Raw genomic sequence first — 26090 nt, forward strand, 5'->3', positions numbered from 1 at the left:
CACCGCAAGGGGGGAAAGCAAATGCCTTGTTTTGCAGGAGCCGAGGGGGCTGGCGGGCGGCAGCCGGAAAAATCCGGTTGATCCCTGAGCAAAATCCTGTGCCTTTGGGCATTCATTCCTGAAGGAAGGGGCGGGATGCTCTGGAATGCGCATCAGACCGGGTTTCATCTGGCACCCGGGCAGAGGATCGGATTGCTCGGCGGATCGTTCGACCCGCCGCACGAGGGCCATGTCCGCATCACCCTCGAGGCGCTGAAACGCTTCCGGCTCGACCGCGTCCTCTGGTTGGTCAGTCCTGGCAACCCGCTGAAACCAAAGGGCCCCGCGCCGCTCGAGGCGCGCATCGCCGCCGCCCGCGATCTGATGCAGCATCCGCGGGTGCGCATCAGCGGCTTCGAGGCTCTGGCCGGCACCCGTCACACCGCCCGCACCTTGGAGCTGCTGCAGAAGGGCCACCCCGGCGTGCGCTTCGTCTGGCTGATGGGCGCGGACAACCTTGCACAGCTGCATCGCTGGGAGGACTGGCGCGAGATCATGCGCCGCGTGCCCGTGGGCGTGCTGGCGCGCCCCGGCAGCCGGCTTGCCGCGCAGGGCTCGGTGGCGGCCTCGGTCTTCCGCCACGCCCGCCTGCCGGGCAGCGCCGCGCCGCTGCTGCCGCTCAGCGCGCCGCCAAGCTGGTGCTTCGTCAACCTGCCGATGTCAGATCTCAGCTCGACCGCCCTGCGGGCGCGTGCACCGCGACGAGCGAGCGCGGAACCGGCGGAAATGTGAAGCGATCCGAGCGCCTGCACGCTTGCTGCGCTCTGTGTGCATCGGTTAGATCGGCGGAATGAACCGCGGTCTCTCTCGTCGTCACTTCCTGCTCTCCCTTGCTGCATCGGGGCTTGCCTCGGCTGCTGCCCCGGCTTTGGCGGAGGCGCCCGAACGCTCGCTAAGGCCGCTGGGGCGCGGCGACAACGTCGCCGTGCGCACCCTCGACACCCCGGAGGAGCTGATCGCCAAGGCGCGGCTCGGTGACGGGATCGTGGGCTATGCCGTGCTCAGCGCCGCCACCGGCAAGCTGCTCGAAAGCCATCGCGGCACGCTCGGCCTTCCGCCGGCCAGCGTCGCCAAGTCGCTGACCGCCGCCTACGGGCTCGACCTGCTGGGGCCGGACTACCGTTTCTCGACAGAACTCTGGACGACCGGCGCCATCGTCGGCGGTGAGCTGAAGGGCGATCTGGTGCTGGTGGGGGGCGGCGATCCCACGCTGGACACCGATGGGCTGGCCAAGCTGGCGCGCAGCCTCGAGGAAGTGGGGATCAAGTCGATCACCGGGCGCTTCATCGTGGACGGTGGCGTGCTGCCCTATTCGCCGGTCATCGACACCGAGCAGCCGGTGCATGTCGCCTACAACCCCGCCGTCGCGGGCATCAACCTCAACTACAACCGCGTCAGCTTCGAGTGGGAGAAGGCCGGCGACGGCTACGAGGTCAGCATGGACGCCCCCTCGATGGCGGGGCGACAGGCGGTGCGCATGGCGCATATGGCGGTCGCCGACCGCAACGGGCCGATCTACACCTATGACGATCTCAACGGCCGCGACGCGTGGAGCGTGGCGAAACATGCGCTCGGCAAGGGGGGCTCGCGCTGGCTGCCGGTGCGCAAGCCCGAGCTCTACGTGGGCGAGGTCTTCCAGGCGCTGGCCGGCTCGAAGGGGCTGCAGCTTCCCGAGCCGGTGATCGAGCACGGGGTCGAGCGGGTGGACTTCATCGGCCGCGTCGAGAGCGAGCCGCTGCACGTCGTGCTCAAGGATATGCTGAAGTACTCGACCAACCTCACCGCCGAGCTGGTGGGGCTGACAGCCACACGCAAGCGGCTCGGTCATGCGTTGTCGATCAAGCAGTCGGCAGAAGAGATGAACACCTGGGCGCGCGAGAGCATGGGGCTGACCCATGTGGCGATGGTCGATCACTCGGGTCTGGGCGGCGACAGCCGTGTGGCCGCCGCGGATGTGGCCTTGGCTGTGCTGCAGGCCGAGCGGCGACTGAACCTGAAACCGCTGATGAAGCCGATCACCGTGCTCGACAAGCGCGGTCGCCCGGTGAAAGACACCTCGCTCAAGGTCCACGCCAAGACAGGCACGCTCAACTTCGTCAGCGGGCTGGCGGGCTATGTCGATCTGCCGAGTGGCGAGGAACTGGTCTTTGCGATCTTCTGCGGGGACGTGCCGCGTCGTGACGCGATCCCGATCGAGGCGCGCGAGCGCCCGCCGGGCATGATGGAGTGGAACACCCGCGCCAAGATGCTGCAGCAGGATCTGATCCGGCGCTGGGGCGACCTTTTCCCCGAGGGCAAGGGGCTCGAGGCCGTGGGGCTGCCCGGGGTGACTCCGACCACGCAGACCTCGTCGGGCGCCATGGCCTTCACGGGAACCGCGGAGCCCTGACGCCCGAAGGCTTTTGTCAGCCGGGCCGGCGTCAGGCGCGCAGGTGACGCGCCCGGGCGCCGCGCTCGATGGCGGCGGCATGAAGCCGGTCGATGTCGAGCTCGTAACGGATTTCCTCGAGCAGCCGCAGCTCTTCCTCGCGCAGCGTGCCATCCGCGGCGGCCACGTCGCAGGCCAGCGCGTAGGCGGTCTCGTTCAGCCGTTCCGGCAGGTTGTCTCGCAGCAGGCCGAAGAGCGCGTCGAGCCCGTCTTCCTGCTCGAAGAGGTCGAACACCAGATCGGTGATCACCCGCATGCGGTCGATGTCATAATCGCTGAAGATCGGCAGCATGTTGACGGCGGATTCGATCTTCACCAGCTCTGCGGTGCGCATGTTCTCGTCAGAGGCCGAGACGGCGATCATCAGCGCGACAAGACAGTCTTGCGGTGTCATCGGGTGCGGGGCGGCGTCGGGCACTGGAATACTCCGGAAAAATCATGCTACGGGCAATTTATTGACCCCGTGCCCCGCCTGCAATAGGAGGCTGGCGCACTGCCCCGTGATCGTGGGCGTTTCTTCCCCTAAGGAGTGTTTTCTCATGTCCGAACTGCGCGACGCAGCAATGAGCTCGAAGGCCTGGCCCTTTGAAGAGGCGCGCCGGGTGCTGAAACGCTACGAGAAGACGCCGCCCGAGAAGGGATACGTGCTGTTCGAGACCGGCTACGGTCCATCGGGGCTGCCGCATATCGGCACCTTCGGCGAGGTTGCGCGCACGACGATGATCCGCCGCGCCTTCGAGGTGATCTCGGACATTCCGACCCGGCTGATCTGTTTCTCGGACGACATGGACGGGATGCGCAAGGTGCCCGAGAACGTGCCGAACCAGGCGCTCTTGCAGGAGAACCTGCAGCGCCCGCTGACCTCGGTGCCGGACCCCTTCGAGGAGTTCGAGAGCTTCGGTCATCACAACAACGCCATGCTGCGCCGCTTCCTCGATACCTTCGGGTTCGAGTACGAGTTCTATTCGGCCACCGATTTCTACAAGTCCGGCCAGTTCGACGAGATCCTGCTGCGCTGCTGCGAGAGATACGATGATCTGATGAAGATCATGCTCAAATCGCTGCGCGAGGAGCGGGCCTCGACCTATTCGATCTTCCTGCCCATCCACCCCGAGACCGGCCGCGTGCTCTACGTGCCGGTGAAACACGTCGACGCTGCCGAGGGCACCATCACCTTTGACGATGACGACGGCAAGGAGTGGACAGTCCCGGTGACCGGCGGCAACGTGAAGCTGCAGTGGAAGCCCGACTTCGGCGCCCGCTGGGCGGCGCTCGGCGTCGACTTCGAGATGTACGGCAAGGATCACTCGACCAACACGCCGATCTACGACGGCATCTGCCGCACGCTGGGCGTGCGCGCGCCCGAGCATTTCACCTACGAGCTTTTCCTCGACGAGAACGGCGAGAAGATCTCGAAGTCCAAGGGCAACGGGCTGTCGATCGACGAGTGGCTGACCTATGCCTCTTCGGAGTCGCTGTCCTACTTCATGTTCCAAAAGCCGAAGACCGCGAAGCGGCTCTGGTGGGACGTGATCCCCAAGGCGATGGACGAGTACCACCAGCAGCTCCGCGCCTACCCGACGCAGGACGTGAAGGCGCAGCTCGCCAACCCGGTGTGGCATATCCACGGCGGCGATGTGCCCGAATCGAAGATGGTCGTGCCCTTCTCGATGCTGCTCAACCTCGCCTCGGCCGCAGGTGCCGAGGACAAGGATGCGATGTGGGGCTTCATTCGCCGCTACGCGCCCGACGCCGCGCCGAAGACCCACCCGGATCTCGACGCCGCAGCGGGCTTTGCGGTGCGCTACTTCAACGACTTCGTGAAGCCGACCAAGCAGTTCCGCGCGCCCACCGACCAGGAGCGGGCGGCGATGGAGGACCTCGCGGCGCAGCTCGAGGGCTACGACGGCGCGGTCGACGACGAGGCGCTGCAGACGCTGGTCTTCTCGGTCGGCAAGGAGCACGGCTTCGAGAACCTGCGCGCATGGTTCCAGGCGCTCTACGAGGTCTTGCTGGGTCAGAGCCAGGGGCCGCGCTTTGGCGGGTTCATCGCGCTTTACGGCGTCACCGAGACCGCCGCACTGATCCGCAAGGGTCTGGCGGGCGAGCTGGGCTGAAGTTTCTGACAGCATGAGTTGAAAGGGCCTTCCCGAGCGATCGGGGAGGCCCTTTTGCATTGCTTGGCCCCGCCGTTGCGCGGGCAGGGCACGGTACTGCCAGAGCGCTTTAACCTCTGCCCGTCAGCCTTGTCTTCCGTGGGATCGGCACGACCCCGCGAGGCGACAGAGAGCAGAGGTGCAAGCCATGAACATTGCGGTGACCGACGGGGTGGTGCTGACCCCCACGCCCTTTTCCGAAGGGCTGGGTGTCTGGTCGCGGGGTGACGGGCGGCCCGGATCAGACACCTATGCCTCCTATCCCTCGGCGGCCTTTGTCCCGGCGGATGCGGATTTCGGTGGCTGTCTCGAACTGCAGAAGGCCGAGCCGACGCAGAAGCTGCGCTACATGGGGCAGACGCCGATCCTGCCCGGGGTGTACCTGCGGATCACTGCACGGGTGAAGGCGGTCTCGGGCAACCTGCCCTCGGTGCGTATCGCAGGCTGGGCGGGCAGCGGCAGCGATGTCGAGGTGACCGGCCTGCCGATGCTTGGGCCTTCGGTCGCGCTGACCAGCTACGGCGAGGTGGTCGAGGTCTCGGCCATCGTCGGAACCGGATCGCGCGGCGGCGTCGACATGGCCTGGGGCATGGCGCCAAGCTATGGCCACTTCGGGCTCGACCTGACCGGGCTCAGCGGCGGGGTGGTGCGGATCGACGACCTTCGGATCGAGGATGTGACCGGGGACTTCCTGCGCGGCATGATGGCCAGCGTCGATGTGCGGGACTACGGCGCACGCGGCGATGGCAGCACCGACGACAGCGCGGCCTTCGAGGCTGCCGACGCCGCGGCCGACGGGCGGCAGATCGTGGTGCCCGCGGGGACCTACCGGCTCGCCAGTTCGGTGACGCTGGAGAACCCCGTGCGCTTCGAGGGGCAGGTGAGCATGCCCGCCTCGGCGATCCTGTCGTTGACCCGGGACTTCCACTTCTCCGCCTATCTCGCGGCCTTCGGCTGCGACGAGGCGTTGGCGCTGGCCAAGGGGCTGCAGTCGCTGCTCAACAACGCCGACCACGAGAGCTTCGATCTCTGCGGGCGACGGGTGTCGCTGAGCGCGCCGCTCGACGTGCGGGCGGCAGTCAACAATCGCGACACCTATTCCCAGCGCCGGGTTCTGCGCAACGGTCAGCTCCGTGCCGAGGCGGGCGGAGGCTGGGACCCGGCCAGCGTCACCGGAACCGCGACCTACGCGGCCGCCAACCCTTGGCAGCTGACCAATGTGTCGAACGTCGCAAATATCGAGGTGGGCAGCCTGGTGACCGGCGCCGGGGTGGGGCGCGAGATCTACGTGAAGGACAAGAACGTCGGCGCCGCGACGATCACCCTGTCGCAGCCGCTCTCGGACGCCATCGGCACGCAGAGCTATACCTTCACCCGCTTCCGCTACCTGCTCGATTTCTCGGGCTTCACCAAGCTCGAGAAATTCGAGATCGAGGGCGTGGAATTCCAGTGCTCTGAAGTGGCGAGCGGGGTGATGCTGCCGCCCGCAGGCACGGTCAACGTCATCCGCAGCTGCGTCTTCAACCGTCCCGGTCACCGCGGCATCACCTCGCCGGGCGACGGCTGTCAGGGGCTGCTGGTCGATCACAACCAGTTCCTGAGCGCCGAGGCCGATCTTGCCACCACGAGCCGCCAGTCAGTGGCGATCAACACCAACGCCAACGACGTGAAGATCCGCAACAATCGCGCCTCGCAGTTCCGGCATTTCGCGGTGGTTTCGGGGGCGCATGCGGTGATCTCGGGCAATCATTTCTTCCAGGGCGACGACAGCGGCGTGGGCATTCGCTCGGCGGGGATCGTGCTTTGCCTGCGCGCCTGCAACACGACGATCACCGGAAATTACATCGACAACTGCTTTATCGAATGGACCAACGAGCGCGAGCCGGAGCCCGATTTTACCGGCGGCTTCGGTTTCGCGGGCCTGTCGCTGACCGGCAATGTCATGCTCTGCTCGGATGTCGCCGAGTGGTTCTCCTTTCTGGTGGTGAAGCCCTATGGCGCGGGCCACATGGTCAACGGGCTCACCCTGTCGGGGAACCTCTTTCGCTGCGTCGGCGGGACGATCGTGCGGGTGGACCGGGTCGACACCTCCTTCGCCCCCCTGAACCTGAATGCGATGCGGCGGGTCTTTTTCAGCGCGAACACCTTTCACAATGTCGAACTGCAGACCGAGAACCCGCTGCAGGTCGCCCATGCGCAGAACAGCCACGCAAGCACATGGGTCGTCGAGACCGGCAACCGGCTGCCCTTTGGCGGGCAGGCGCGCGAGGTGCAGAGCCTCGTGCTGCGCTCGCGCCCGCGCGATGCGGGCGATGCCAGCACCTTTGTCACACCCTATGCTGTCACCGAGGGCGGCAGCGCAAAGGACGAGGTGCATGTGGTCTGGCCCGAGCCGCTGCGGGGCGATCTGACGATGATGGTGCGGATGGACTACTGAGCCGTGCCGCGATGCAGACGGGCGGGCCGGTGCCGCGGTGCGCCGGCCTCCCGCCCTTCAGAACTCGCTCCAGAGTCCCATGAAGATTCCCGAGCTGTCATCGCCGGTCAGCCCCTGGTTGGCGCCGATCTCGATCTGCAGGCGTCTGCGCAGGGGCAGAACCAGCGAGGGGGCCAAGCGCGCAAAGGCTTCGTCTCCCTGCTGCGCGCCGCTCTGGATTTGCAGGATGAGCCGCGCTTTGCGCGGCAGGCGCAGCCCCAGTGTGAGGTCGAGTTTGTAGTCGGTCCCCTCGGCCTCGCGAATCTCCGCCAGCAGATCGGCGTTGAGCCAGCCCTGCTCCAGCCCGAAGCCAACCGAGAGCCCCGGTCGCAGGGCCCGCACGCCCTCGATCTGGCCCAGCCCCAGTTCGCCGGCGACGCGCAGCGGACCCGTGCCGAGCAGGGGAAACCGCACGAAGGCCACGGCCTTGCCGCCGCCCGAGATCGCACGCCCCAGATCGGTGCCGAAGGTCAGCCGGCGGCTGGCCCCGTATTCGAGATAGAACGTGTCATAGCGCATCTCGGCGCGCGGCCAGTTCTGCACTGGCTGATCCTGCGCCCAGGAGAGCCGGGTGGTCGTGCTGGCAAATCCGCGCCCCGGCGGCTGCAGCCAGGCTCCGGCGCGCAGCGGCGTGGCGGCGGTGCCGAGCAGCGTGCAGATCAGGGCGTGCAAGAGCAGGTGCCGCATCAGAAGCCTCCTGCCAGGCAGCGTGGCGGAATTGTCCTTAAGGTCGGGTGAATCCCTGCGCCGAAGCGCTCCGGCAGAACGCCTCACCCCGCGTCATCTGGCCACTGGACGGGGGGCCGTCTTCGGCTATGCTGCAGGTGCGAAATGGCCCGGCGCGGGCCGTCGCATCGCATGGGGGGCTTTCATGACCGGATCGGTGATCACCGTCGCGCAGCAGAAGGGGGGCTCGGGCAAGACCACGCTCTCGGCCAATCTCGCCATCGGCTTCCTTGCGCAGGGCAAATCCGTGGCCTTGGTCGACATTGACCCGCAGGGCAGCCTCGGGCGCTGGTTCATGACCCGGCTGGAGCGCGACCCCGGCGCGCTCGGGACGCTGGAGTTCGCCACATCTTCGGCCTGGGGGGTGACCTACGAATGCCGCAAGCTGGCGGCGAGCCACGACGTGGTGATCGTCGACACCCCGCCGAAGGCCGACAGCGATCTGCGCCCGGCGCTGCGCGCCGCCGACCTGGTGGTGGTGCCCGTTTCGATGAGCCATCTCGACCTCTGGGCCACCGAGGGGGTGCTCGACCTCGCCCGCCGGGAGAATCGCGCGGCGCTTGTGGTGCTCAACCGCACCCGGCCCGGCACCCGGCTGTCGGGCGAGATCGCCGAGGCTGTGAAGGCCATGGAAGTGCCCATCGCCGCTGCGCAGCTGGCCAACCGGGTGGGCTATGCCGAGGCCTTCGGCCGCGGCCAGAGCGCCGCCGAGGGCCGCAAGACCCCGGCCCGCGCCGAGATCGCCGCCCTGACCGCAGAGGTGGCGGAGGCGCTGGCAAACGGGTAAAGCGGGCGGCAACAGGAGACATGACCCAGATGACCGATCACGCCGCGCTCGCCGAGACCATCCGCCGCCACCAGCAGGGGCAGGGTCAGCCGATCTCGCGCCTTGGGTATTTCTGCGCCCCCTTCCGGCCGGTGGACGGCCCCTTCGCCGACAAGGTGGTCAAGGTCTACCGGGGCCTGCCCGACGGCGCGGCGCTGGAGCGGCTGGCGCGGGCGCATGATGCCTATGTCGCCGCGCTGCAGCAAACCGGCGTGCCGTTGCCGCAGACCGAGTTCCTGCTGATGGAAAGCGAGCAGGGCCGGGTGCCGGTGATCCTGCAGGAGGCGCTGCCCGAGAGCGCGCTGATGCGCCCGCGCATGCAGCGCGAGGATCTGGCCTCGACGCTGGCGATGATGGAAAGCGCCGGGCAGGTGATCGCGCAGTTCTGGAACAACGCCGACCAGATCGAGGGCCGCATCGGCTTTCATCCCTCGATCCGCAACTTCGCGGTGGTGGAGGGGCAGGCGATCTTCTACGACACCTTCCCGCCGCTGATCGGCTACAGCCGCGACGAGATGGGCGAGCTGCTGCTGCAGTTCTCCGAAAAGCGCCTGATGCGCTGGGTCGGGCCTTTCCTCAAGTCCAAGGTGACCGGCATCCAGGACGAATGGTACTCGGCCCCCGAGACGCTCGTCGGCCTCGTCGGCTCGGCCTGCCGGCTGCGCCCCGAGCACGCCGATGCCTATCTCGACTGGGGCCGCGACTTCGCCCCGCGCGCCATGCCGCGCTTCGCCGAGGAGGCGCTCGAGGGGCTGTCGCAGCCGCCGCGCCTGCCGGGCTACTGGACCGGCTTCCGCAAGCTGCTGGGCCTGCAGGGTGAGCCCAACCTCTGAGCGCGCCGCCGGCCCTACTAACCATTAATTAACCAATCTGCGCGCAGGTTGACCGCGCGGTAGAGGCTCGCGAGCCGATGACCGCAAGACGAGGAGCCCCGCGCAGGGCAGGAGTGGGTGCAAAGAAAAAGGCCCGCCTCCGAAGAGACGGGCCCTGATGTCCGGGTTTGCCGAATCAGACGATCTTGATTCCGGCCTTCTCGGCGTCGGCGAGGAAGGCGGAGAGGCCCTTGTCGGTCAGCACGTGGTTCGCCATGGCCTTGATCACCGAGGGCGGCGCGGTGCAGACGTCGGCACCGATCTTGGCACATTCCGACATGTGGTTGGCCGAGCGGATCGAGGCGGCCAGCACCTGGGTCTCGTAGCCGTAGTTGTCATAGATCGCGCGGATGTCGGCGATCAGCTGCAGACCGTCGAGGTTCAGGTCATCGAGGCGGCCGATGAACGGCGAGATGAAGGTCGCGCCGGCCTTGGCGGCGAGCAGCGCCTGGTTGGCCGAGAAGCAGAGCGTCACGTTGACCATGTTGCCCTCTTCCGAGAGCACCTTGCAGGCCTTGAGCCCGTCCCAGGTCAGCGGCACCTTCACGGCGATGTTCGGCGCGATCTCGGCCAGCTTGCGGCCTTCCTCGATCATCGCCTCGGCGTCGATTGCGACCACTTCCGCAGAGACCGGGCCGGGGACCAGTTCGCAGATTTCCTTAGTGACCTCGAGGATGTCACGGCCGGACTTGGCGATCAGAGAGGGGTTGGTGGTGACGCCATCCACCATGCCGAGCTCGTGAAGCTCGCGGATTGCGTCGACGTCAGCGGTATCGACAAAGAATTTCATCTGAGTAAGCCCTCCAGGCTTGGCTTGGCATTCGGTCGCGCCTGTCTTACCTCATGCAGTGAGGGGCGAAAACCCCCTTGGAAATAGCGCTAACGGACCTGCCCTCAATGGATGACTTCTACGACGAAGGCACGCTGATCTCGGTGCTGACCACGCAGCCCCTTGACCGGCTGCTGGACTACAAGGCGCCGGTGGGGGGCTGCGCGCAGGGGTCCTATGTCGAGGTGCCGCTGGGGCCGCGCAAGGTGCTGGGCGTGGTCTGGGGGCCGGGGCAGGGTGGGTTCGATCCGGCCAAGGTCCGCGCCGCCTTCCGGGTGCTCGATGCGCCCCCCATGCGTGCCGAGCTGCGCGAGTTTCTCGAGCGTGCCGCCGATTACACGCTGACCCCGCGCACCGCCATGCTGCGCCTTGCCACCCGCGCGCCGGGGCTCGGCGACGGGCCGGCGATGCGCAAGATCTACCGACGCGGCGACGCCGAGCCCGACCGGATGACCGATGCCCGGCGCCGGGTGCTGGAGGTGCTCGACGAGATGGGCGGCCTGTCGCTGACGCTCAAGGAGCTGGCCGATGCCGCCGGGGTGACATCTTCGGTGGTCAAGGGTCTCGCCAAGCAGGGGGCGGTGCGCGAGGAGGAGGCGCCGCGCGACACCGCCTTTGCCCGGCTCGATCCCGACTACGGCGGCAAGGCGCTGACCGAGGATCAGGCCGCCGCCGCCGAGGTGCTGCGCGACGGTGTGCGTTCAGGCAGCTATGGTACGGTGCTTCTGAAGGGGGTGACCGGCTCGGGCAAGACCGAGGTCTACCTTGAAGCCGTGGCCGAATGCCTGCGCAGGGGCCGACAGGCGCTGGTGCTGCTGCCCGAGATCGCGCTCACCTCTGAGTTCCTCACCCGGGTCGAGGCCCGCTTCGGCGCGCGCCCTGCCGAGTGGCACTCGGGCGTCACGGTGACCGAGCGCCGGCGGGTCTGGCGGCAGGTGGCCGAGGGCGGCGCGCAGCTGGTGGTGGGCGCGCGTTCGGCGCTCTTCCTGCCGTTCCGCGACCTGGGCCTGACGGTCGTCGATGAGGAGCACGACACCTCCTACAAGCAGGAGGAGGGCGTGCTTTACAACGCCCGCGACATGGCGGTGCTGCGCGCCTCGATCTGCGCGGGGCGGGTGGTGCTGGCCTCGGCCACGCCCTCGCTGGAAAGTTGGGCCAATGCCGACGCGGGCAAGTACCAGCGGCTCGATCTGGTCTCGCGCTTCGGTCCGGCGGTGATGCCGCAGATGCGGGCGCTCGACATGCGCGGCGAGGATCTGCCGGGCAGCCGCTGGATCTCGCCCTCCTTGCAGTCGGCGGTGAAGCGGCGGATCGCGCAGGGTGAACAGTCGCTGCTGTTTCTCAACCGGCGCGGCTATGCCCCGGTCACCATCTGCCGCGCCTGCGGCCACCAGATCGCCTGCCCGCATTGCGACGCGCGCATGGTCGAGCACCGCTTCCAGCAGCGGCTGATCTGCCACCAATGCGGCGAGAGCACGCCGAAGCCCGAAAAATGCCCCTCCTGCGAGGTCGAGGGCAAGCTGGCGGCGGTGGGGCCGGGGGTCGAGCGGCTGGCCGAGGAGGCAGCCGAGGTCTTTCCCGACGCCCGGCTGGCGGTGCTGTCGTCGGACCTCTTCGGCTCGGCGCGGCAGCTCAAGGCCGAGATCGAGAAGATCGCCATGGGCGGGGCCGACATCGTCATCGGCACGCAGCTTGTCGCCAAGGGGCATAACTTTCCCAACCTTACGCTGGTGGGGGTGATCGACGCCGACCTCGGGCTGCAGGGCTCGGACCTGCGGGCGGCGGAGCGGACCTTCCAACTGATGCGGCAGGTGGCCGGGCGTGCCGGTCGGGCCGAGAAGCCGGGCACGGCGCTTCTGCAGACCTTCCAGCCCGAGCACCCGGTGATCCGGGCGATCCTCTCGGGCGACGAGGAGGGGTTCTGGAAGGCCGAGGCCGACGAGCGCCGCGCCGCCGGGATGCCGCCCTATGGCCGTCTGGCTGGGGTGATCCTGTCCTCGACCGAGGTGCAGGAGGTCTTTGATCTCGGCGCGGCGATGGCACGGCAGGACGGGCCGCTGCGGCGCATCGGAGCGCAGGTCTACGGGCCGGCGCCGGCGCCCATCGCCCGCGTGCGCGGGCGGCACCGGGTGCGGTTGCTGGTCAAGGCGCCGAAGGGCGTGGCGCTGCAAGCGGCGCTCGCCGAATGGGCCGGGCAGTTCCGTCTGAAGGGCGAGTTGCGCATGGCGATCGACATCGACCCGCAGAGCTTTTTCTGAAGGCAGGGCAGCGCGCGCCGCTAGCCCGCCCGGTTCAGCTTCGTGCTGAGATGGATCAGGCTCTCGGAGCTTCTTACCCCGCGCGCCTCTGCGATCTTGTCGAGCGTGGCATCCAGCTCCTCGGTGCTGCGGGCGCTCACCTGCACCAGCAGGTCGACCCGCCCCGAGGTCGTATGCGCCGCCTCGACCGCCGGCATCTGGCGCAGCCGGGCGAGCACTTCGGGCTGGCTGCGCGGCTCGATGCACACGAGGACCGTGGCGCGGATCGGCGCCATTAGCGCGGCACCGCGGCGCAGGGTGAAGCCGGCGATGATGCCGCGTGCCAGCAGCCGATCGATGCGCGCCTGAACCGTGGTCCGCGCCAGCCCCAGCTTTCGGGCGAGATCGGCCACCGGCAGCCGTGCATCCGCCTCGAGCAGCGCGATGAGCTGCCGGTCGGTTTCGTCAATCTGAATGGTCTTTTCGTCAATCTGTCGCATCACGCCTGACATTCTGTGCCATCTGCCACGCGAATCCGAGCGTTTTCTGCGTCAGTCTGGGAAGAAAAGCGACAGGAGGCAGTGCCCATGCGGATCGATCCCACCCTTTCCCCGACCCCGGAATCCTGGCTCGCGGCCAATGCCCCAGACGAACCGGTGTTCCTCTTCCACCCGGGGAGGCTTGCGGAGGTTGCCCGCGAGTTCCTGACCGGCTTTCCGGGTCTCGTGACCTATGCGGTCAAGGCCAATCCCGCGCCCGAGATGATCCGCGTCTTGCATGCGGCGGGCATCACCGCCTTCGACGTGGCCTCGCCCGCCGAGATGGCGCTGGTCCGGGCCGAGGCGCCGGGGGCGATCTTGCACTACCACAACCCGGTGCGCTCGGCGGCGGAAATCGTGGCGGGTCTGGAGGCGGGTTGCGTCTCGTGGTCGGTGGACCGGATGGCCGAACTGGAGAAGTTGGCGGGCCTGCCGCGCGGCACCGAGATCGCCGTGAGGCTCAAGCTGCCTGTGGCTGGGGCGGCCTATGACTTCGGCGCCAAGTTCGGAGCCACGCCCGAGCAGGCCGTGCAGTTGCTGCGGCGGGTGGAGGCGCTGGGGTTCACCCCGTCGATCACCTTCCACCCGGGCACGCAATGCACCAGCCCCGCGCCTTGGGGACGTTACATCAACGAGGCTGCCGCGGTGGCGCGCTCGGCCGGGGTCACGCTGCACCGGCTCAACGTCGGCGGCGGCTTCCCCGCGCACCGCGACACGGGCAAGCCCGACCTGCAGGCCATCTTCGACACCATCCGCGAGGCGGCGCAGGGCGCCTTCGACAGTCCGCCGGAATTGGTCTGCGAGCCGGGGCGCGCGCTGGCCGCCGAGGCGCTGACGCTGGCCACGCGCGTCAAGGGGGTGCACGACGAGGCGGTCTTTCTCAACGACGGCGTCTACGGCGGTCTGGCCGAATGGCGCGACATCGCGCCGATGGACCGGGTCCGCGCGGTCAGCCGCAGCGGCGCCCCCCTGACCGGAGCACAAACCCGCCGCGTGGTCTTCGGCCCGACCTGCGACAGCATCGACCGGCTGCCCGAATTGCTGCCACTGCCATGCGACCTCACGGAAGGCGACTACCTGCTCTTCGAGGGCATGGGAGCCTATTCCCGGGCGCTCGTCACCGGGTTCAATGGCTACGGCGTGCGCAGAGTCGTGGAAATCGAAAATCAGGACTGAGATCACAGTCCCGGGCGCTGGACTCTGCGGCTGCGGCCTCTACAGTCGCGACAAATACGCCGTCGCGGGAGGATCAGTCAGATGGAAAAATTCGGCAAGAGCCAGTCGTTTAAGCGCAGCGAGGACGTACGTTTCCTCACCGGGCATGGCCGTTATGTCGATGATATCGCACCTGACGGGGCGCTGCATGCCTATGTGCTGCGCTCGCCGGTCGCCCATGCGGAGATCGCCAAGCTCGACGTGTCGGACGCGCGCGAGATGCCGGGGGTGCACATGGTGGCGACGGTCGAGGACCTGGTCGCCTCGGGCATGGACATCTCGATGGGCGGCACGGTGATCAAGAACCGCGACGGCAGCAAGGCCGCCGATCCGCTGCGCCCGATCCTGGCGCAGGGGCGCGTGCGCCACGTCGGCGAGCCGGTGGCGCTGATCGTCGCCGAGACGATGATCGAGGCCAAGGATGCCGCCGAGGCCATCGTCTTCGACTTCGACGAACTGCCAGTCCACATGGCGCTGGAGGCGGGTGGCGACGCGATCCACCCCGAGGCACCCGACAACCGCGCCTTCGACTTCGGGCTCGGCAACGAGGCCGAAACCGAGGAGGCCTTTGCCAAGGCAGCCAAGGTGGTCAGCCTCGAGGTCGGAGACAACCGCGTCATCGTCAACGCCATGGAGCCGCGCGGCGCCTACGCCGAATGGGACGGCGAGAAACTGCACGTCGCCTTCAACGGGCAGGGTGTCTGGGCGCTGAAATCCGAGCTGGCACAGGCCTTCGGCCTGCCGGTCGAGCAGATCCGCGTCACCAATCCCGACGTCGGCGGCGGCTTTGGCATGAAGGCCCCGGGCTATCCCGAGTATTTCGCCATCGCCTTTGCCGCCAAGGAGCTCGGCCGCCCGGTGCGCTGGATGTCGGACCGCACCGAGGCGATGCTCTCGGACCACGCCGGGCGCGACCTGGTGACGCTGGCCGAGCTGGCCTTCGACGCGGACAACCGCATCCTCGGCTACCGCAACCACACCCGCTGCAACCTCGGTGCCTACAACTCGAACTTCGGGCAGGCGATCCAGACCGCGCTTTACGCCAAGGTGCTCACCGGCACCTATGACATCAAGGCCGCCTACATGCGGGTCGAGGGCTTCTACACCAACACCACGCAGGTCGACGCCTATCGCGGAGCGGGCCGCCCCGAGGCGATCTACACGCTCGAGCGGATCATGGACCGCGCGGCGCGCGAGCTCGGCGTCGATCCGATGGAGCTGCGCCGGATCAACTTCGTACAGGAGTTCCCTTACAAGACCGTCACGGGCGAGAATTACGACGTGGGCGATTTTTCCCGCGTGCTGGCGCATGCCGAGGAGGATGCCGACATCAAGGGCTACCCCGCCCGCAAGGCCGCGTCGGAGGCGCAGGGCAAGCTGCGCGGGCTGGGGCTGTGCTATTACATCGAGAGCATCCTCGGCGATCCCGCCGAGGACGTGAAGGTCGAGTTCACCGAGGATGGCGGTGCAACCATCTATGTCGGTACCCAGTCGAACGGGCAGGGGCACGAGACGGTGTTTGCCAAGTTCCTGTCGGATCACACCGGCATCCCGGCCGAGAAGATCGGCTTCGTGCAGGGTGACAGCGACCTGATCCCGCGCGGCGGCGGTACGGGGGGCTCGCGCTCGGTGACCACGCAGGCGACGGTGACGCTCACCGCGGTGCGCGACATGATCGCGGGCTTTTCGGAGTTTCTTGCGGGCGAGATGGGGGTCGATCCCGACGAGGTGCGATTCGACGACGAGCAGTTCCGCGCGGATGGCTCGAACCTGCACCCGACCATGCTCGAGGCCGCCGCGCTGGCGCGCGAGAAGGGCCGCGAGGATCTGCTGAGCTGGTCGGCCCGCACAGCGATCGACGCCCGCTCCTATCCCAATGGCGCGCATTTCTGCGAGGTCGAGATCGACCCCGAGACCGGCGTCACGCAGGTGGTGAAATATACGGTGGTCGATGATTTCGGCAATCTCATCAATCCGATGCTGGCCGAGGGACAGGTGCATGGCGGGGTGGTGCAGGGGTTGGGCCAGGCGCTGACCGAGCACACGGTCTACGACGAGGACGGCCAGCTGCTGACTGCGACCTTCATGGATTACGCGATGCCGCGCGCCAAGGATTCGCCGTGGATCGCCTTCGATGTCGAGCCGGTGCCGTCGACCGGCAACCCCATGGGCATGAAGGGCTGCGGCGAGGCCGGTACCGTCGGCTCGATGGCCGCCGTGTCCAATGCCGTGCAGGATGCGCTCTGGGAGAGAGGGATTCGTCAGGCCGACATGCCCTTCACCCCGCACCGGGTGTGGCAGATGTTGACCAATGAGGCGATTGCCGCAGAATGATGCGCCAGCACGTCGCGGACGGAAGGTCAAGAATTATTCATCACATGATCGCGAGGACCCTTCAATCTGTGTCATTTTCGCCTATCTCTGATGCAGAGGCGCGGAACTGGAACCTCCGCGACCCCTTCACTGTCCCTCGTTCCGTAACTTGCGTCCGGGTTTTACCCGGACGCTTTTTCTTTTTGTGGGAGGCCGCGCCGCGCCCGCGCTTCGTGCCTTCCTCTTCCCGCGGCGCTGTGACAGGCTGAGGTTCATGAGCTACTCCGACACCTTCCTCAAAGACATCCTGACCCGCACCCGGGTCATCGCCGTGGTCGGGATCTCGACCAACCCGGTGCGGCCGAGCCACTACGTCTCGCGGTTCCTGCACCAGCGCGGCTATCGGATCATCCCGGTCAACCCGGCGCATGTGGGCCAGACAATCTTCGGCGAGGAGTTCCGCGCCGGGCTCTCGGAGATCGACGCACCGGTGGACATGGTGGATATCTTCCGCCGTCACGACGCGGTGCCCTCGGTGGTCGGCGCGGCGCTGTCACACCTGCCGCAGCTGCGCACCATCTGGATGCAGCTCGGCGTCGCGCATGCCGAGGCCGCAGCGAAGGCCGAGGGCAAGGGCGTTGACGTGGTGCAGGACCGCTGCACCAAGATCGAATACGAACGGCTCCTCGGCGCAGCCGTGCCGCTGGCCGAGGTGACCGGCGGCTGACCTCGGTAGGGGGCGCTGGCCCCGCCGCGCTGCGCGTGTTCCCCTCCGACTATTCTTGTTCAGATGGCAGGTGGAACAGGATCCGCCGCAGCGCAGCGCGTTTCGTCTCTTTGTAAATACGCCAGGGATGCGCCGCGCAACGGCGAGGGGCAGCGCCCCAGTGCGCGGGGATCAGTCCTTGGGGCGGGCGGCCTTTTCGGCGAGGCCGGAGCGGCTTTGGCGGCGCTGCAGCTCGGCCATGACCTCAGACAGCGGCAGCTCGCGGGCGCGCAGCATCACGAGGAAGTGGAAGAGCACGTCGGCGGCCTCGGAGGCGAGCTTCTCGCGGTCGCCCTTGACCGCCTCGATGATCGCCTCGATGGCTTCCTCGCCGAATTTCTCGGCGCATTTCTCCGGACCCTTGGCGAGCAGCTTGGCGGTCCAGCTCTCGTCGGGCGAGGCGGCGGCGCGGGCGGCGACCACCTCTTCGAGTTTCTCGAGCGTCATCTCGGTCATGTCAGGGCCTCTCAGAGCCGCACCGGAACGCCGGAGGCGGCCATATGGGCCTTGGCCTCGGCGATGGTGTAGGTGCCGAAGTGGAAGATCGACGCGGCGAGCACCGCCGAGGCATGGCCCTCGGTCACGCCCTCGACCAGATGGTCGAGCGTGCCGACGCCACCCGAGGCGATCACCGGGATCGGCACCGCATCGGCGATGGCGCGGGTGAGCGGCAGGTTGAACCCCGCCTTGGTGCCGTCGCGGTCCATCGAGGTGAGCAGGATTTCCCCCGCGCCCTTGCGCGCCATGGTGACGGCAAATTCAACGGCGTCGATGCCGGTGGGGCGGCGGCCGCCATGGGTGAAGATCTCCCAGCGACCGGGCGCGACGGTCTTGGCGTCTATGGCGCAGACGATGCACTGGCTGCCGAAGTGATCGGCGGCCTCGGCCACCACGTCGGGATTGGCGACGGCGGCGGAGTTGAACGACACCTTGTCGGCCCCGGCCAGCAGCAGCGCCCGCACGTCGCCGACGGTGCGCACGCCCCCGCCCACGGTGAGCGGGATGAAGCATTGCTCGGCGGTACGGGTGACCACGTCGAACATCGTGCCGCGGTTTTCATGCGTGGCGTGGATATCGAGGAAGCAGATCTCGTCGGCGCCGGCGGCGTCATAGGCTCGGGCAGCGTCGACCGGGTCGCCCGCATCGCGCAGGTCGACGAAGTTGACGCCCTTGACCACGCGGCCATCGGCCACGTCGAGGCAGGGGATGATGCGCGTCTTCAGCATGAGGCCCTGATAGTGCGGAATTTCCCCGGGGGGAAGAGGATGTTGCGGAGACGATCCCCGGTGTGGACCCCGGCGTGAACCCCGGTGTGAAAAGGGGCGCGCCGTCTCCGGCACGCCCCCGCGTCCTGTTGCCCTCGGAGCGGATCACTCGGAAATGGTGATCCGGCCGTCGGTGGCGGGCGTGTAGGGCGTGTTGGCGGCGATGAACTCTGCGGCCACGTCGGCGAGGTCGGGCCCGAAGTCGTAGGCCTGCTTGGCGGAGATGAACATCTTGTAGCCGTCGCCGCCGTTGCGCACGAAGTTGTTCGAGACCACGCCGTAGGTCTTGGCCTCGTCGAGCGCGGCGTCGCCGACCATCACGTCGGAAATCCGGCTGCCGACTTCTGCGGAGGGGGTCACGGTGAAGCTGATCCCCGAGACCTGCGGGAAGCGGCCGCCGCCTTCCTCCATCTCGCTGACGCCATTCTCCAGCGCTTCCTTGATCACCGCGCCGGTGACCTGGAAGGTCGAAAGCGTGTTCTGGAAGGGCAGCACGGTCAGCACCTCGCCCATGGTCACCTCGCCCGAGTCGATCGAGGCGCGCAGCCCGCCGCCGTTGGTGATCGCGATCTCGATTCCCTGGTCCTTGACCCGGTCGAGCATGGCGTCGGCCACGAGGTTGCCCATCGGGCATTCCTCGGCGCGGCACATGTCGCGGCTACCGTTGATCTCGTCGGTCGATTCGCCAATCACTTTGTTGCGGATCTCGTCGAGCGGCTTGGCGGCCTCCGAGATGCGCTCCTTGGTGGCGGCATCCTCGGTCACCGCGGCATCCATGATTAGCGGCGCGCCCGAGGCCTCGGTGATGTTGCCCTCGTCGTCGAAAGTGACGTTCAACTCGCCGAGGAACTTGCCATAGGCATAGGCCGAGACGATGGCGGTGTCCTTGACCATGGTCGGATAGGGGCCCTCGGCGCCGTCCATGTCGCCGAGCAGCGTGTTGGAGTGGCCGCCGACGATCACGTCGACGCCGGTGGTCTCTTCTGCGACCTTGAGGTCGACGTTGTAGCCCGAGTGCGACAACACGACGATCTTGTTCACGCCCTCTTCGGTCAGCTTGTCGACCTCGCTCTGCACGGCGTCGACCGGATTGGTGAAGATCACGTTCTTGCCGGGGCTCGAAAGCTCGTCGGTATCCTGCGGGGTGAGGCCGATGAGGCCGATCTTCTCGCCGTCCTTCTCGATGATGGTCGATTTCTGGATCTCACCCTTCAGCAAGTCCTCACCGGAGAGGTCGGCGTTGGACATCAGCACCGGGAAGTCGACGGAATCGACGAAGCCGCGCAGCACCTCGGGGCCGTCGTCGAACTCGTGGTTGCCCACGGTCATCGCGTCGTAACCCATCTGGTTCATCATCTCGGCGGCGAGCTTGCCCTTGTAGTAGGTGTAGAAGAGCGTGCCCTGGAACTGGTCGCCGCCATCCACGAGCAGGTAGTTCCCGGCGCGCTCCTTGGCCTCGGTGATCGCGGTCTGCAGGCGGGGCGAGCCGCCGAAGCAATTGCCCTCGGTGTTGTCTTCCTCGCCGCAGGTGGAATCGTACTTGCTGATCGGCTCGAACCGCGCGTGGAAGTCGTTGGTGTGCAGGATGGTAATCGAATAGTCCGCGCTGGCGGCGCCGGCGGTCAGGGCGAGCGCGGCGGCGCTGGTCAGAAGACGAAGCGACATGGGAATCCTCTCTGTCGGGTTTTTTCTTATCTCCCGATCCTGCAACGGGTTTTACGGGCTGTCAAAACACGTTGGGCGAAAATTTGGCGCAATGCCCGGCGATGGATCAGAACGCGGGCAAGTGTCCATGGACCCACGCATATTCCGGAGGGCCGGCGGTCAAACTGTCGCCGCGCCCCCTTCTGTCCGCGACCTGCCGCGGGTCTTGCTCACAGCCCAAACGGTGACCCGGATGACTGCCACGTATGTCCCGGGGGCGCTGCCGGGGCCGACGCTGAGCGCGGTTTCGCCCAATGAGGGTTGACTGCGGGGATTGACCGGGACGGGGTTCCGCGGCATCAGCCCTGCATGCTGATCTACAAAATCCTCCGGGCCGACGAATGGGCGGCGCTGCAGGCGCAGGGCGAGACCGCCGGTGCGCCGATCGACGTGGCCGATGGCTACATCCATTTCTCCACCGCCGAGCAGGTGCGGGAGACGGCGGCGAAGCACTTCGCCGGTGTCGAGGGGCTGTACCTGCTCTGCTACGAGGTCGAGGATTTCGGCGACAGGATCACCTGGGAGCCGTCGCGTGGCGGGGCGCTCTTCCCGCATCTCTATTCCGCGCTGCCGCTGGCCGGGCTACTGTGGTCGCGTCCGCTGCCGGTGGGCGAGGGCGGGGCGCATGAGTTTCCGGACGATCTGGCATGATGAGATTTCTTGAAAAGGCGGGTCTGCCGCTCTTGCACAAGGTCGACCCCGAGCAGGCGCACGGGCTGGCGATCATGGCGCTGAAGATGGGCATGGCCCCGGCGCCGGGGCTGATCACCTCGGACCGCCTGCGCTGCGAGCTGGCGGGGCTGAAGCTGCCCAACCCGATCGGGCTGGCTGCCGGCTTCGACAAGAACGCCGCCGCGTTGCAGGGCCTGTCGCGGGCCGGCTTCGGCTTCGTCGAGGTCGGCGCGGTCACCCCGCGCCCGCAGCCGGGCAACCCCAAGCCGCGGCTCTTTCGCCTGACCGAGGACCGCGCGGCGATCAACCGTTTCGGCTTCAACAACGAGGGTATGGAGGTCGTCGCGCAGCGGCTGGTCCAGCGCCCGAGCGGCATGGTGCTGGGGCTCAACCTCGGCGCCAACAAGGACAGCGAGGACCGCGCGGCGGATTTCGCCAAGGTGCTGTCGCGCTGCGGCGAGCATCTGGATTTCGCCACCGTCAACGTCAGCTCGCCCAACACCGAGCGGCTGCGCGACCTGCAGGGCAAGGACGCGCTGGCGGCGCTGCTGGGCGGGGTCATGGACGCGCGCGCGCATCTCGACGACCGCATCCCGGTGTTCCTCAAGATCGCGCCCGATCTCGATGAGCAGGGTCTCAAGGACGTCGCCGAGGTCGCCATGGCCTCCAAGGTCGACGCGGTGATCGCCACCAACACCACTCTCTCGCGCGAGGGGCTTTCCTCGCCCTTCTCGTCCGAGGCGGGCGGCATGTCAGGCCAGCCCTTGTTCGAGAAATCCACCCGCGTCCTGGCCAAGCTCTCGGAGCTGACCGGGGGCCAGATGCCACTGGTCGGCGTCGGTGGCATCGGCTCGGCCGAGCAGGCCTACCAGAAGATACGCGCGGGGGCCTCTGCGGTGCAGGTCTACACGGCGCTGGTCTTTGGTGGGCTGTCGCTGGTGCAGGACATCGCCGAGGGGCTGGACGCGCTCTTGGCGCGGGACGGCTTCGCCTCGGTCGAGGAAGCCGTCGGCACCGGGCGCGGAGACTGGACATGATCCTTTGGCACAACCCGCGCTGCAGCAAGTCGCGCGAGGCGCTGGCCCTGCTGCAGGCCAAGGACATCGAGCCGGAGGTGAGGCGCTACCTCGAGGACGCGCCGAGTGTCGATGAGTTGAAGGCGGCGCAGGCCGCGCTCGGCGTTCCGGCGATCGAGATGGTCCGCACAAAGGAAGCCGAGTTCAAGGCGGCGGGGCTGAGCAGGGATAGCGACGACGAGACGTTGCTGCGCGCCATGGCCGAAACGCCGAAGCTGATCGAGCGTCCGGTGGCCTTTGCCAGCGGGCGCGCGGTGATCGGCCGACCGCCCGAGCGCGTGCTCGAGCTGCTCTGACGGGACATGTGATGGACAAGACCTTCGAGATTTTCCTGGCCTGCGCGCCGGGGCTGGAGCCCGTTCTGGTGGCCGAGGCAAAGTCGCTCGGCTTCGGTCCGCTGAAGCCCGAACAGGGCGGCGTGTCGTTCCAGGGCGGCTGGCCCCAAGTGGCGCGCGCCAACCTCGAGCTGCGCGGCGCGGCTCGGGTGCTGGCGCGCATCGGCGGCTTCCCGGCGGTGCATCTGGCGCAGCTCGACAAGCGGGCGCGCAAGTTCCCCTGGGGCGATGTCCTGCGGCCCGACGTGCCGGTGAGGGTCGAGGCGCTGAGCCGCAAGTCGAAGATCTACCACGCCGGGGCCGCCAAGCAGCGGATCGAGCGCGCCATCACCGAGGAGCTTGGCGCGCCGCTCGCCGACGATGGCGTGCGCATCCTCGCGCGGATCGAGGACAATCTCGTGTCGTTCTCCGTCGACACTTCGGGCCAGCCGCTGCACCGGCGCGGGCTCAAGCAGGCGGTCAGCAAGGCGCCGATGCGCGAAACGCTGGCCTCGCTCTTCCTGCGCGCCTGCGGCTACGATGGCAGCGAGCCGGTGCTCGATCCCATGTGCGGCTCGGGGACCTTCCCGATCGAGGCCGCCGAGATCGCCGCCGGCCTGCTGCCGGGCCGGGCGCGCGCCTTCGATTTCGAGCGTCTGGCGGTCTTCGCGCCCGCCGACCTCAAGGGCCTGAAGCGGCAGGAGCCTCTGCGGGCACCCGGCTCGCGCTACTATGGTTCGGACCGGGACGCGGGCGCGGTGCGCTTTGCCACCGAGAACGCCGCGCGCGCGGGCGTCACCGACTGGACCCGCTTCGACTGCCGCCCGGTGGCCGATCTGGAACGCCCCGAGGGGCCTCCGGGTCTTGTCATGGTCAATCCGCCCTACGGCGCGCGGATCGGCGAGAAGGGCCCGCTGCACGCGCTGCACGCCTCGCTCGGCACGGTGCTGAAGGAGAGGTTCGCGGGCTGGCGCGTCGGCATCATCACCACCGAGCCGGGGCTGGCCAAGGCGACCGGCCTGCGCTTCCTGCCGACCGGCGCGCCGGTGGCGCATGGCAGTCTGAAGGTGAAGCTCTACCGCACCGAGCCGCTCTGACGGCGCCGGATCCGCCGGACCAGCCAGAGCGCCCCCAGCACCATCACGATGAGCCCGGCAAAGGGCAGGGTGAGCAGCGCGAACCAGCCCGACACGAAAAGTGTGCTGAGCGGCCCGCCGAGGTCATGGCCGAGCACGACGCAGGGATAGCCGCCGGCCTCGTCGAGGCGGCAGCCTGCCAATTCGGCGATGGCCGTGGACACGAGAACGCCCGCGACGGGCAGCAGGCAGATCAGCAGTGCCCCAAGCAGGATCAGGGTGAGCGCGCGGCTCACCCCTTCAGCGCGGTCAGCGCCTCTTTCAGGTCGATCGCCCCGTCGTAGAGCGCCCGGCCCGAGATCGCGCCATTGAGCTCGGCGCCGCAGTCGCGCAGCGCAATGAGGTCCGCCAGCTTCGACACGCCGCCCGAGGCGATCACCGGAATCGACACGGCGCGCGCCATGGCGGCGGTGTACTCGATGTTCGGGCCCTGCATGGCGCCGTCGCGGTTGATGTCGGTGTAGATGATCGCCGCCACGCCGTCGTCCTCGAAGCTGCGCGCGAGATCCACCGCATCGACATCGGTCACCTCGGCCCAGCCCTTGGTCGCCACGCGCCCGTCACGTGCATCGATGCCCACGGCGACCTTCCCGGGGAAGGCCTTTGCCGCCTCGCGCACCAGTGCGGGGTTCTCGACTGCCACCGTGCCGAGGATGACCCGCGCGAGGCCCTTGTCGAGCCAGCGCTCGATGGTCGCCATGTCGCGGATGCCGCCGCCGAGCTGCGCCGGAACCTTGGTGCGGGCAAGGATCGCCTCGACCGCCGCGGCGTTCACCGGCTCTCCGGCGAAGGCGCCGTTGAGATCCACAAGGTGCAGCCAGTCGCAGCCCGCCTCGACGAATTCCATCGCCTGCGCGGCGGGATCGTCGTTGAAGACCGTGGCCTTCTCCATGTCGCCGCGCAGCAGGCGCACGGCCTTGCCGTCCTTGAGGTCGATGGCGGGGTAGAGGATCATGGCGCGGCTCCGCAAATTCTGTGACGGCCCCCTATAGCCGCGCCGGGGCGCGCTTTGCAATGCGCGCCGCCCCGATGCGAGGGTGCGTTCCGGGCACCGCGCTTACGGCGCCCAGGTGAGGAAGTTGCCAATCATCCGCAGGCCGGTGTCGGCGCTCTTTTCGGGGTGGAACTGGAAGCCGAGCATGTTGCCCTGCCCGACGACGGCGGTGATCGTGCCGCCGTAATCGACATGCGCCAGACGGTGCTCGGGGGTCAGCATGCGCATCTGGTAAGAATGCACGAAATACGCGTGATCGCCGGTCTTCACGCCGTCCAGCACCGGGTGCGCGCGGTCGATGACCAGCTCGTTCCAGCCCATGTGCGGCACCTTCAGCGACGTGTCCGAGGGCAGGATCTTCTCGACCTCGCCGTCGACCCAGCCGAGGCCGGGCGTTTCTTCGTATTCGTGGCCGACACGGGCCATCAGCTGCATGCCGACGCAGATCCCGAGGAAGGGCCGGCCCTTGACGGTCACCGCCTCGACCATGGCGTCGAAACAGCCCGAGAGCCGCAGGGCCTTTGCGCAGGCGGGAAAAGCGCCGTCGCCGGGCAGCACGATCCGGTCCGCCTTGGCGACCACCTCGGGCGCGTCGGTGACCACGACGTCGCCCGCGCCCAGCTCGCGCGCCATGCGCTGAAAGGCTTTTTCGGCGGAATGCAGGTTGCCGCTCTCGTAATCGATGATCGCCGTCAGCATCTCGCCTCCTGTCCGGGCGGCGGGTCCGCCCAAGTGTCATGGGTGTGTCTAGTGGGATCAAAGACCCCGGTGAGCGCGAGGGGTTGGCCCCTCGGCTCGGTCGTAAGCTCTCAGAGCGCGCCCTTGGTCGAGGGGATCGCGTCGCCCTTGCGCGGGTCGGGCTCGACCGCCTCGCGCAGGGCGCGGGCCACGGCCTTGAAGGCCGCCTCGACGATGTGGTGCGAGTTGACGCCGTCGATGGCCTCGATGTGCAGGGTGATGCCGCCGTGAGTCGCCAGCGCCTGGAAGAACTCGCGCACCAGCTCGCAATCGAAGGAGCCGATCTTCTCGGTGGGCAGATCGACTTTCCAGACGAGGAAGGGCCGCGCCGAGAGGTCGAGCGCCGCGCGCACCAGCGCGTCATCCATCGGCAAGAGGCAGGCGCCGTAGCGGCGGATGCCGCGCTTGTCTCCAAGCGCCTTGGCCAGCGCCTGGCCGATGGCGATGCCGGTGTCCTCGACGGTGTGGTGGTCGTCGATGTGCAGGTCGCCCTCGGCGCGCACCACCATGTCGATCAGCGAATGGCGCGCCAGCTGGTCCAGCATGTGGTCGAAGAACCCCACGCCGGTCTTCATGTCGTAGCTGCCGGTGCCGTCGAGATCGAGGGCGACCTCGATCTTCGTCTCGGCGGTGCTGCGGCTCACCTCGGCCTTGCGCATGGACCATACTCCTCGATGTCTCGCAGGGGCTTATAGGGCGGGGCAGGGCGCAGGCCAAGCCCCGCGCGCGCGTGAGAGGCCGGGCGCGCTTGCGGCGGCGGGAGCGCTGT

25 protein-coding genes are annotated in these 26090 nt (G+C 67.8%); 14 read left to right on the forward strand and 11 right to left on the reverse strand.

All coding sequences use genetic code 11. The annotated features are described in order from the left end of the window. Positions 1-135 precede the first annotated feature (135 nt). Positions 136-771, forward strand: a complete 636-nt coding sequence (locus G0Q01_RS13490; RefSeq protein ID WP_164188631.1) for a nicotinate-nucleotide adenylyltransferase — start codon at positions 136-138, stop codon at positions 769-771. 58 nt (positions 772-829) lie between these two features. Then, complete coding sequence (dacB, locus tag G0Q01_RS13495) at positions 830-2428, forward strand: D-alanyl-D-alanine carboxypeptidase/D-alanyl-D-alanine-endopeptidase (protein ID WP_164188633.1); 1599 nt, start codon at positions 830-832, stop codon at positions 2426-2428. Positions 2429-2459: 31 nt separating this feature from the next. Here the strand turns inward: dacB and G0Q01_RS13500 are convergent, their stop codons facing one another. Then, entirely contained in the window at positions 2460-2885 is a 426-nt protein-coding gene (locus G0Q01_RS13500) for a tellurite resistance TerB family protein (protein WP_092423805.1), read from the reverse strand. A gap of 121 nt (positions 2886-3006) precedes the next feature. On the opposite strand from G0Q01_RS13500, the gene G0Q01_RS13505 reads away from it, so the two are divergent. Continuing rightward, a complete protein-coding gene (locus tag G0Q01_RS13505) occupies positions 3007-4584 on the forward strand; it encodes a lysine--tRNA ligase (protein ID WP_164188634.1) in 1578 nt (525 codons plus the stop codon). A 187-nt stretch (positions 4585-4771) separates the two neighbouring features. Beyond that, complete coding sequence (locus G0Q01_RS13510; RefSeq protein ID WP_164213531.1) at positions 4772-7060, forward strand: right-handed parallel beta-helix repeat-containing protein; 2289 nt, start codon at positions 4772-4774, stop codon at positions 7058-7060. 57 nt (positions 7061-7117) lie between these two features. Here the strand turns inward: G0Q01_RS13510 and G0Q01_RS13515 are convergent, their stop codons facing one another. Further along, positions 7118-7786, reverse strand: coding sequence for a hypothetical protein (locus G0Q01_RS13515; RefSeq protein WP_164188639.1), 669 nt, complete (start codon positions 7784-7786; stop codon positions 7118-7120). 184 nt (positions 7787-7970) lie between these two features. Here G0Q01_RS13515 and parA point away from each other — a divergent pair, with 184 nt between their 5' ends. Further along, positions 7971-8612 carry a ParA family partition ATPase gene (gene parA / locus G0Q01_RS13520; protein ID WP_164188641.1) on the forward strand — a complete coding sequence of 214 codons (642 nt, stop codon included), beginning with the start codon at positions 7971-7973 and terminating at the stop codon, positions 8610-8612. Positions 8613-8632: 20 nt separating this feature from the next. Next, positions 8633-9484 carry a DUF6206 family protein gene (locus G0Q01_RS13525; RefSeq protein WP_370457112.1) on the forward strand — a complete coding sequence of 284 codons (852 nt, stop codon included), beginning with the start codon at positions 8633-8635 and terminating at the stop codon, positions 9482-9484. Positions 9485-9659: 175 nt separating this feature from the next. Here the strand turns inward: G0Q01_RS13525 and fsa are convergent, their stop codons facing one another. Beyond that, complete coding sequence (gene fsa, locus G0Q01_RS13530; protein ID WP_108964650.1) at positions 9660-10313, reverse strand: fructose-6-phosphate aldolase; 654 nt, start codon at positions 10311-10313, stop codon at positions 9660-9662. 107 nt (positions 10314-10420) lie between these two features. Between fsa and G0Q01_RS13535 the strand changes: the two genes are divergently transcribed. Beyond that, entirely contained in the window at positions 10421-12610 is a 2190-nt protein-coding gene (locus G0Q01_RS13535; protein WP_164188643.1) for a primosomal protein N', read from the forward strand. 20 nt (positions 12611-12630) lie between these two features. On the opposite strand, the gene G0Q01_RS13540 is transcribed toward G0Q01_RS13535, so the two are convergent. Next, positions 12631-13089 carry an Lrp/AsnC family transcriptional regulator gene (locus tag G0Q01_RS13540; RefSeq protein ID WP_203595011.1) on the reverse strand — a complete coding sequence of 153 codons (459 nt, stop codon included), beginning with the start codon at positions 13087-13089 and terminating at the stop codon, positions 12631-12633. A gap of 87 nt (positions 13090-13176) precedes the next feature. Here G0Q01_RS13540 and G0Q01_RS13545 point away from each other — a divergent pair, with 87 nt between their 5' ends. The 3 genes from G0Q01_RS13545 to G0Q01_RS13555 all read left to right on the forward strand — a co-directional run bounded on the left by G0Q01_RS13545 (position 13177) and on the right by G0Q01_RS13555 (position 17383). Continuing rightward, positions 13177-14304 carry a type III PLP-dependent enzyme gene (locus G0Q01_RS13545; RefSeq protein ID WP_164188645.1) on the forward strand — a complete coding sequence of 376 codons (1128 nt, stop codon included), beginning with the start codon at positions 13177-13179 and terminating at the stop codon, positions 14302-14304. 81 nt (positions 14305-14385) lie between these two features. After that, on the forward strand, positions 14386-16677 hold the full coding sequence (locus tag G0Q01_RS13550) for a xanthine dehydrogenase family protein molybdopterin-binding subunit (RefSeq protein WP_164188647.1): 2292 nt from the start codon (positions 14386-14388) through the stop codon (positions 16675-16677). 253 nt (positions 16678-16930) lie between these two features. After that, on the forward strand, positions 16931-17383 hold the full coding sequence (locus G0Q01_RS13555) for a CoA-binding protein (protein ID WP_108967508.1): 453 nt from the start codon (positions 16931-16933) through the stop codon (positions 17381-17383). A 171-nt stretch (positions 17384-17554) separates the two neighbouring features. Here G0Q01_RS13555 and G0Q01_RS13560 read toward each other — a convergent pair whose 3' ends face one another. The 3 genes from G0Q01_RS13560 to G0Q01_RS13570 all read right to left on the reverse strand — a co-directional run bounded on the left by G0Q01_RS13560 (position 17555) and on the right by G0Q01_RS13570 (position 20352). Then, complete coding sequence (locus G0Q01_RS13560) at positions 17555-17869, reverse strand: phosphoribosyl-ATP diphosphatase (protein WP_108967509.1); 315 nt, start codon at positions 17867-17869, stop codon at positions 17555-17557. 20 nt (positions 17870-17889) lie between these two features. Next, positions 17890-18648 carry an imidazole glycerol phosphate synthase subunit HisF gene (gene hisF, locus G0Q01_RS13565; RefSeq protein WP_164188649.1) on the reverse strand — a complete coding sequence of 253 codons (759 nt, stop codon included), beginning with the start codon at positions 18646-18648 and terminating at the stop codon, positions 17890-17892. A 144-nt stretch (positions 18649-18792) separates the two neighbouring features. Beyond that, positions 18793-20352, reverse strand: coding sequence for a bifunctional UDP-sugar hydrolase/5'-nucleotidase (locus G0Q01_RS13570; RefSeq protein WP_164188651.1), 1560 nt, complete (start codon positions 20350-20352; stop codon positions 18793-18795). A gap of 348 nt (positions 20353-20700) precedes the next feature. On the opposite strand from G0Q01_RS13570, the gene G0Q01_RS13575 reads away from it, so the two are divergent. Genes G0Q01_RS13575 through G0Q01_RS13590 form a run of 4 tightly spaced genes read left to right on the forward strand, consistent with a single transcriptional unit; the run spans position 20701 to position 23550 of the window. Next, positions 20701-21042 carry a DUF952 domain-containing protein gene (locus G0Q01_RS13575; RefSeq protein ID WP_164188653.1) on the forward strand — a complete coding sequence of 114 codons (342 nt, stop codon included), beginning with the start codon at positions 20701-20703 and terminating at the stop codon, positions 21040-21042. Further along, positions 21042-22100: a quinone-dependent dihydroorotate dehydrogenase gene (locus G0Q01_RS13580; RefSeq protein WP_164188780.1), complete on the forward strand. Its 1059-nt coding sequence runs from the start codon at positions 21042-21044 to the stop codon at positions 22098-22100. Before G0Q01_RS13575 ends, G0Q01_RS13580 begins: the two co-directional genes overlap by 1 nt. Continuing rightward, the gene (gene arsC / locus G0Q01_RS13585) at positions 22097-22435 is read left to right on the forward strand and encodes an arsenate reductase (glutaredoxin) (RefSeq protein WP_164188655.1); all 339 of its coding nucleotides are present in this window, start codon (positions 22097-22099) and stop codon (positions 22433-22435) included. Before G0Q01_RS13580 ends, arsC begins: the two co-directional genes overlap by 4 nt. Positions 22436-22446: 11 nt before the next feature. Beyond that, the gene (locus tag G0Q01_RS13590) at positions 22447-23550 is read left to right on the forward strand and encodes a class I SAM-dependent RNA methyltransferase (protein WP_164188657.1); all 1104 of its coding nucleotides are present in this window, start codon (positions 22447-22449) and stop codon (positions 23548-23550) included. Here G0Q01_RS13590 and G0Q01_RS13595 read toward each other — a convergent pair. The 4 genes from G0Q01_RS13595 to hisB form a co-directional block, all read right to left on the reverse strand. Next, a complete protein-coding gene (locus G0Q01_RS13595; RefSeq protein ID WP_164188659.1) occupies positions 23529-23825 on the reverse strand; it encodes a hypothetical protein in 297 nt (98 codons plus the stop codon). The genes G0Q01_RS13590 and G0Q01_RS13595 overlap by 22 nt on opposite strands. After that, on the reverse strand, positions 23822-24544 hold the full coding sequence (hisA, locus tag G0Q01_RS13600) for a 1-(5-phosphoribosyl)-5-[(5-phosphoribosylamino)methylideneamino]imidazole-4-carboxamide isomerase (RefSeq protein ID WP_164188661.1): 723 nt from the start codon (positions 24542-24544) through the stop codon (positions 23822-23824). The genes G0Q01_RS13595 and hisA overlap by 4 nt, the downstream gene beginning before the upstream one ends. 102 nt (positions 24545-24646) lie before the next feature. Beyond that, positions 24647-25282, reverse strand: a complete 636-nt coding sequence (gene hisH / locus G0Q01_RS13605; RefSeq protein WP_164188663.1) for an imidazole glycerol phosphate synthase subunit HisH — start codon at positions 25280-25282, stop codon at positions 24647-24649. A 110-nt stretch (positions 25283-25392) separates the two neighbouring features. After that, the gene (gene hisB / locus G0Q01_RS13610; protein WP_164188665.1) at positions 25393-25980 is read right to left on the reverse strand and encodes an imidazoleglycerol-phosphate dehydratase HisB; all 588 of its coding nucleotides are present in this window, start codon (positions 25978-25980) and stop codon (positions 25393-25395) included. Positions 25981-26090 lie beyond the last annotated feature (110 nt).

Origin of the sequence: Salipiger sp. PrR007 (genome assembly GCF_010499845.1) — a bacterium.
In the GTDB taxonomy this organism is placed as follows: Bacteria; Pseudomonadota; Alphaproteobacteria; order Rhodobacterales; family Rhodobacteraceae; genus Salipiger; species Salipiger pacificus_A.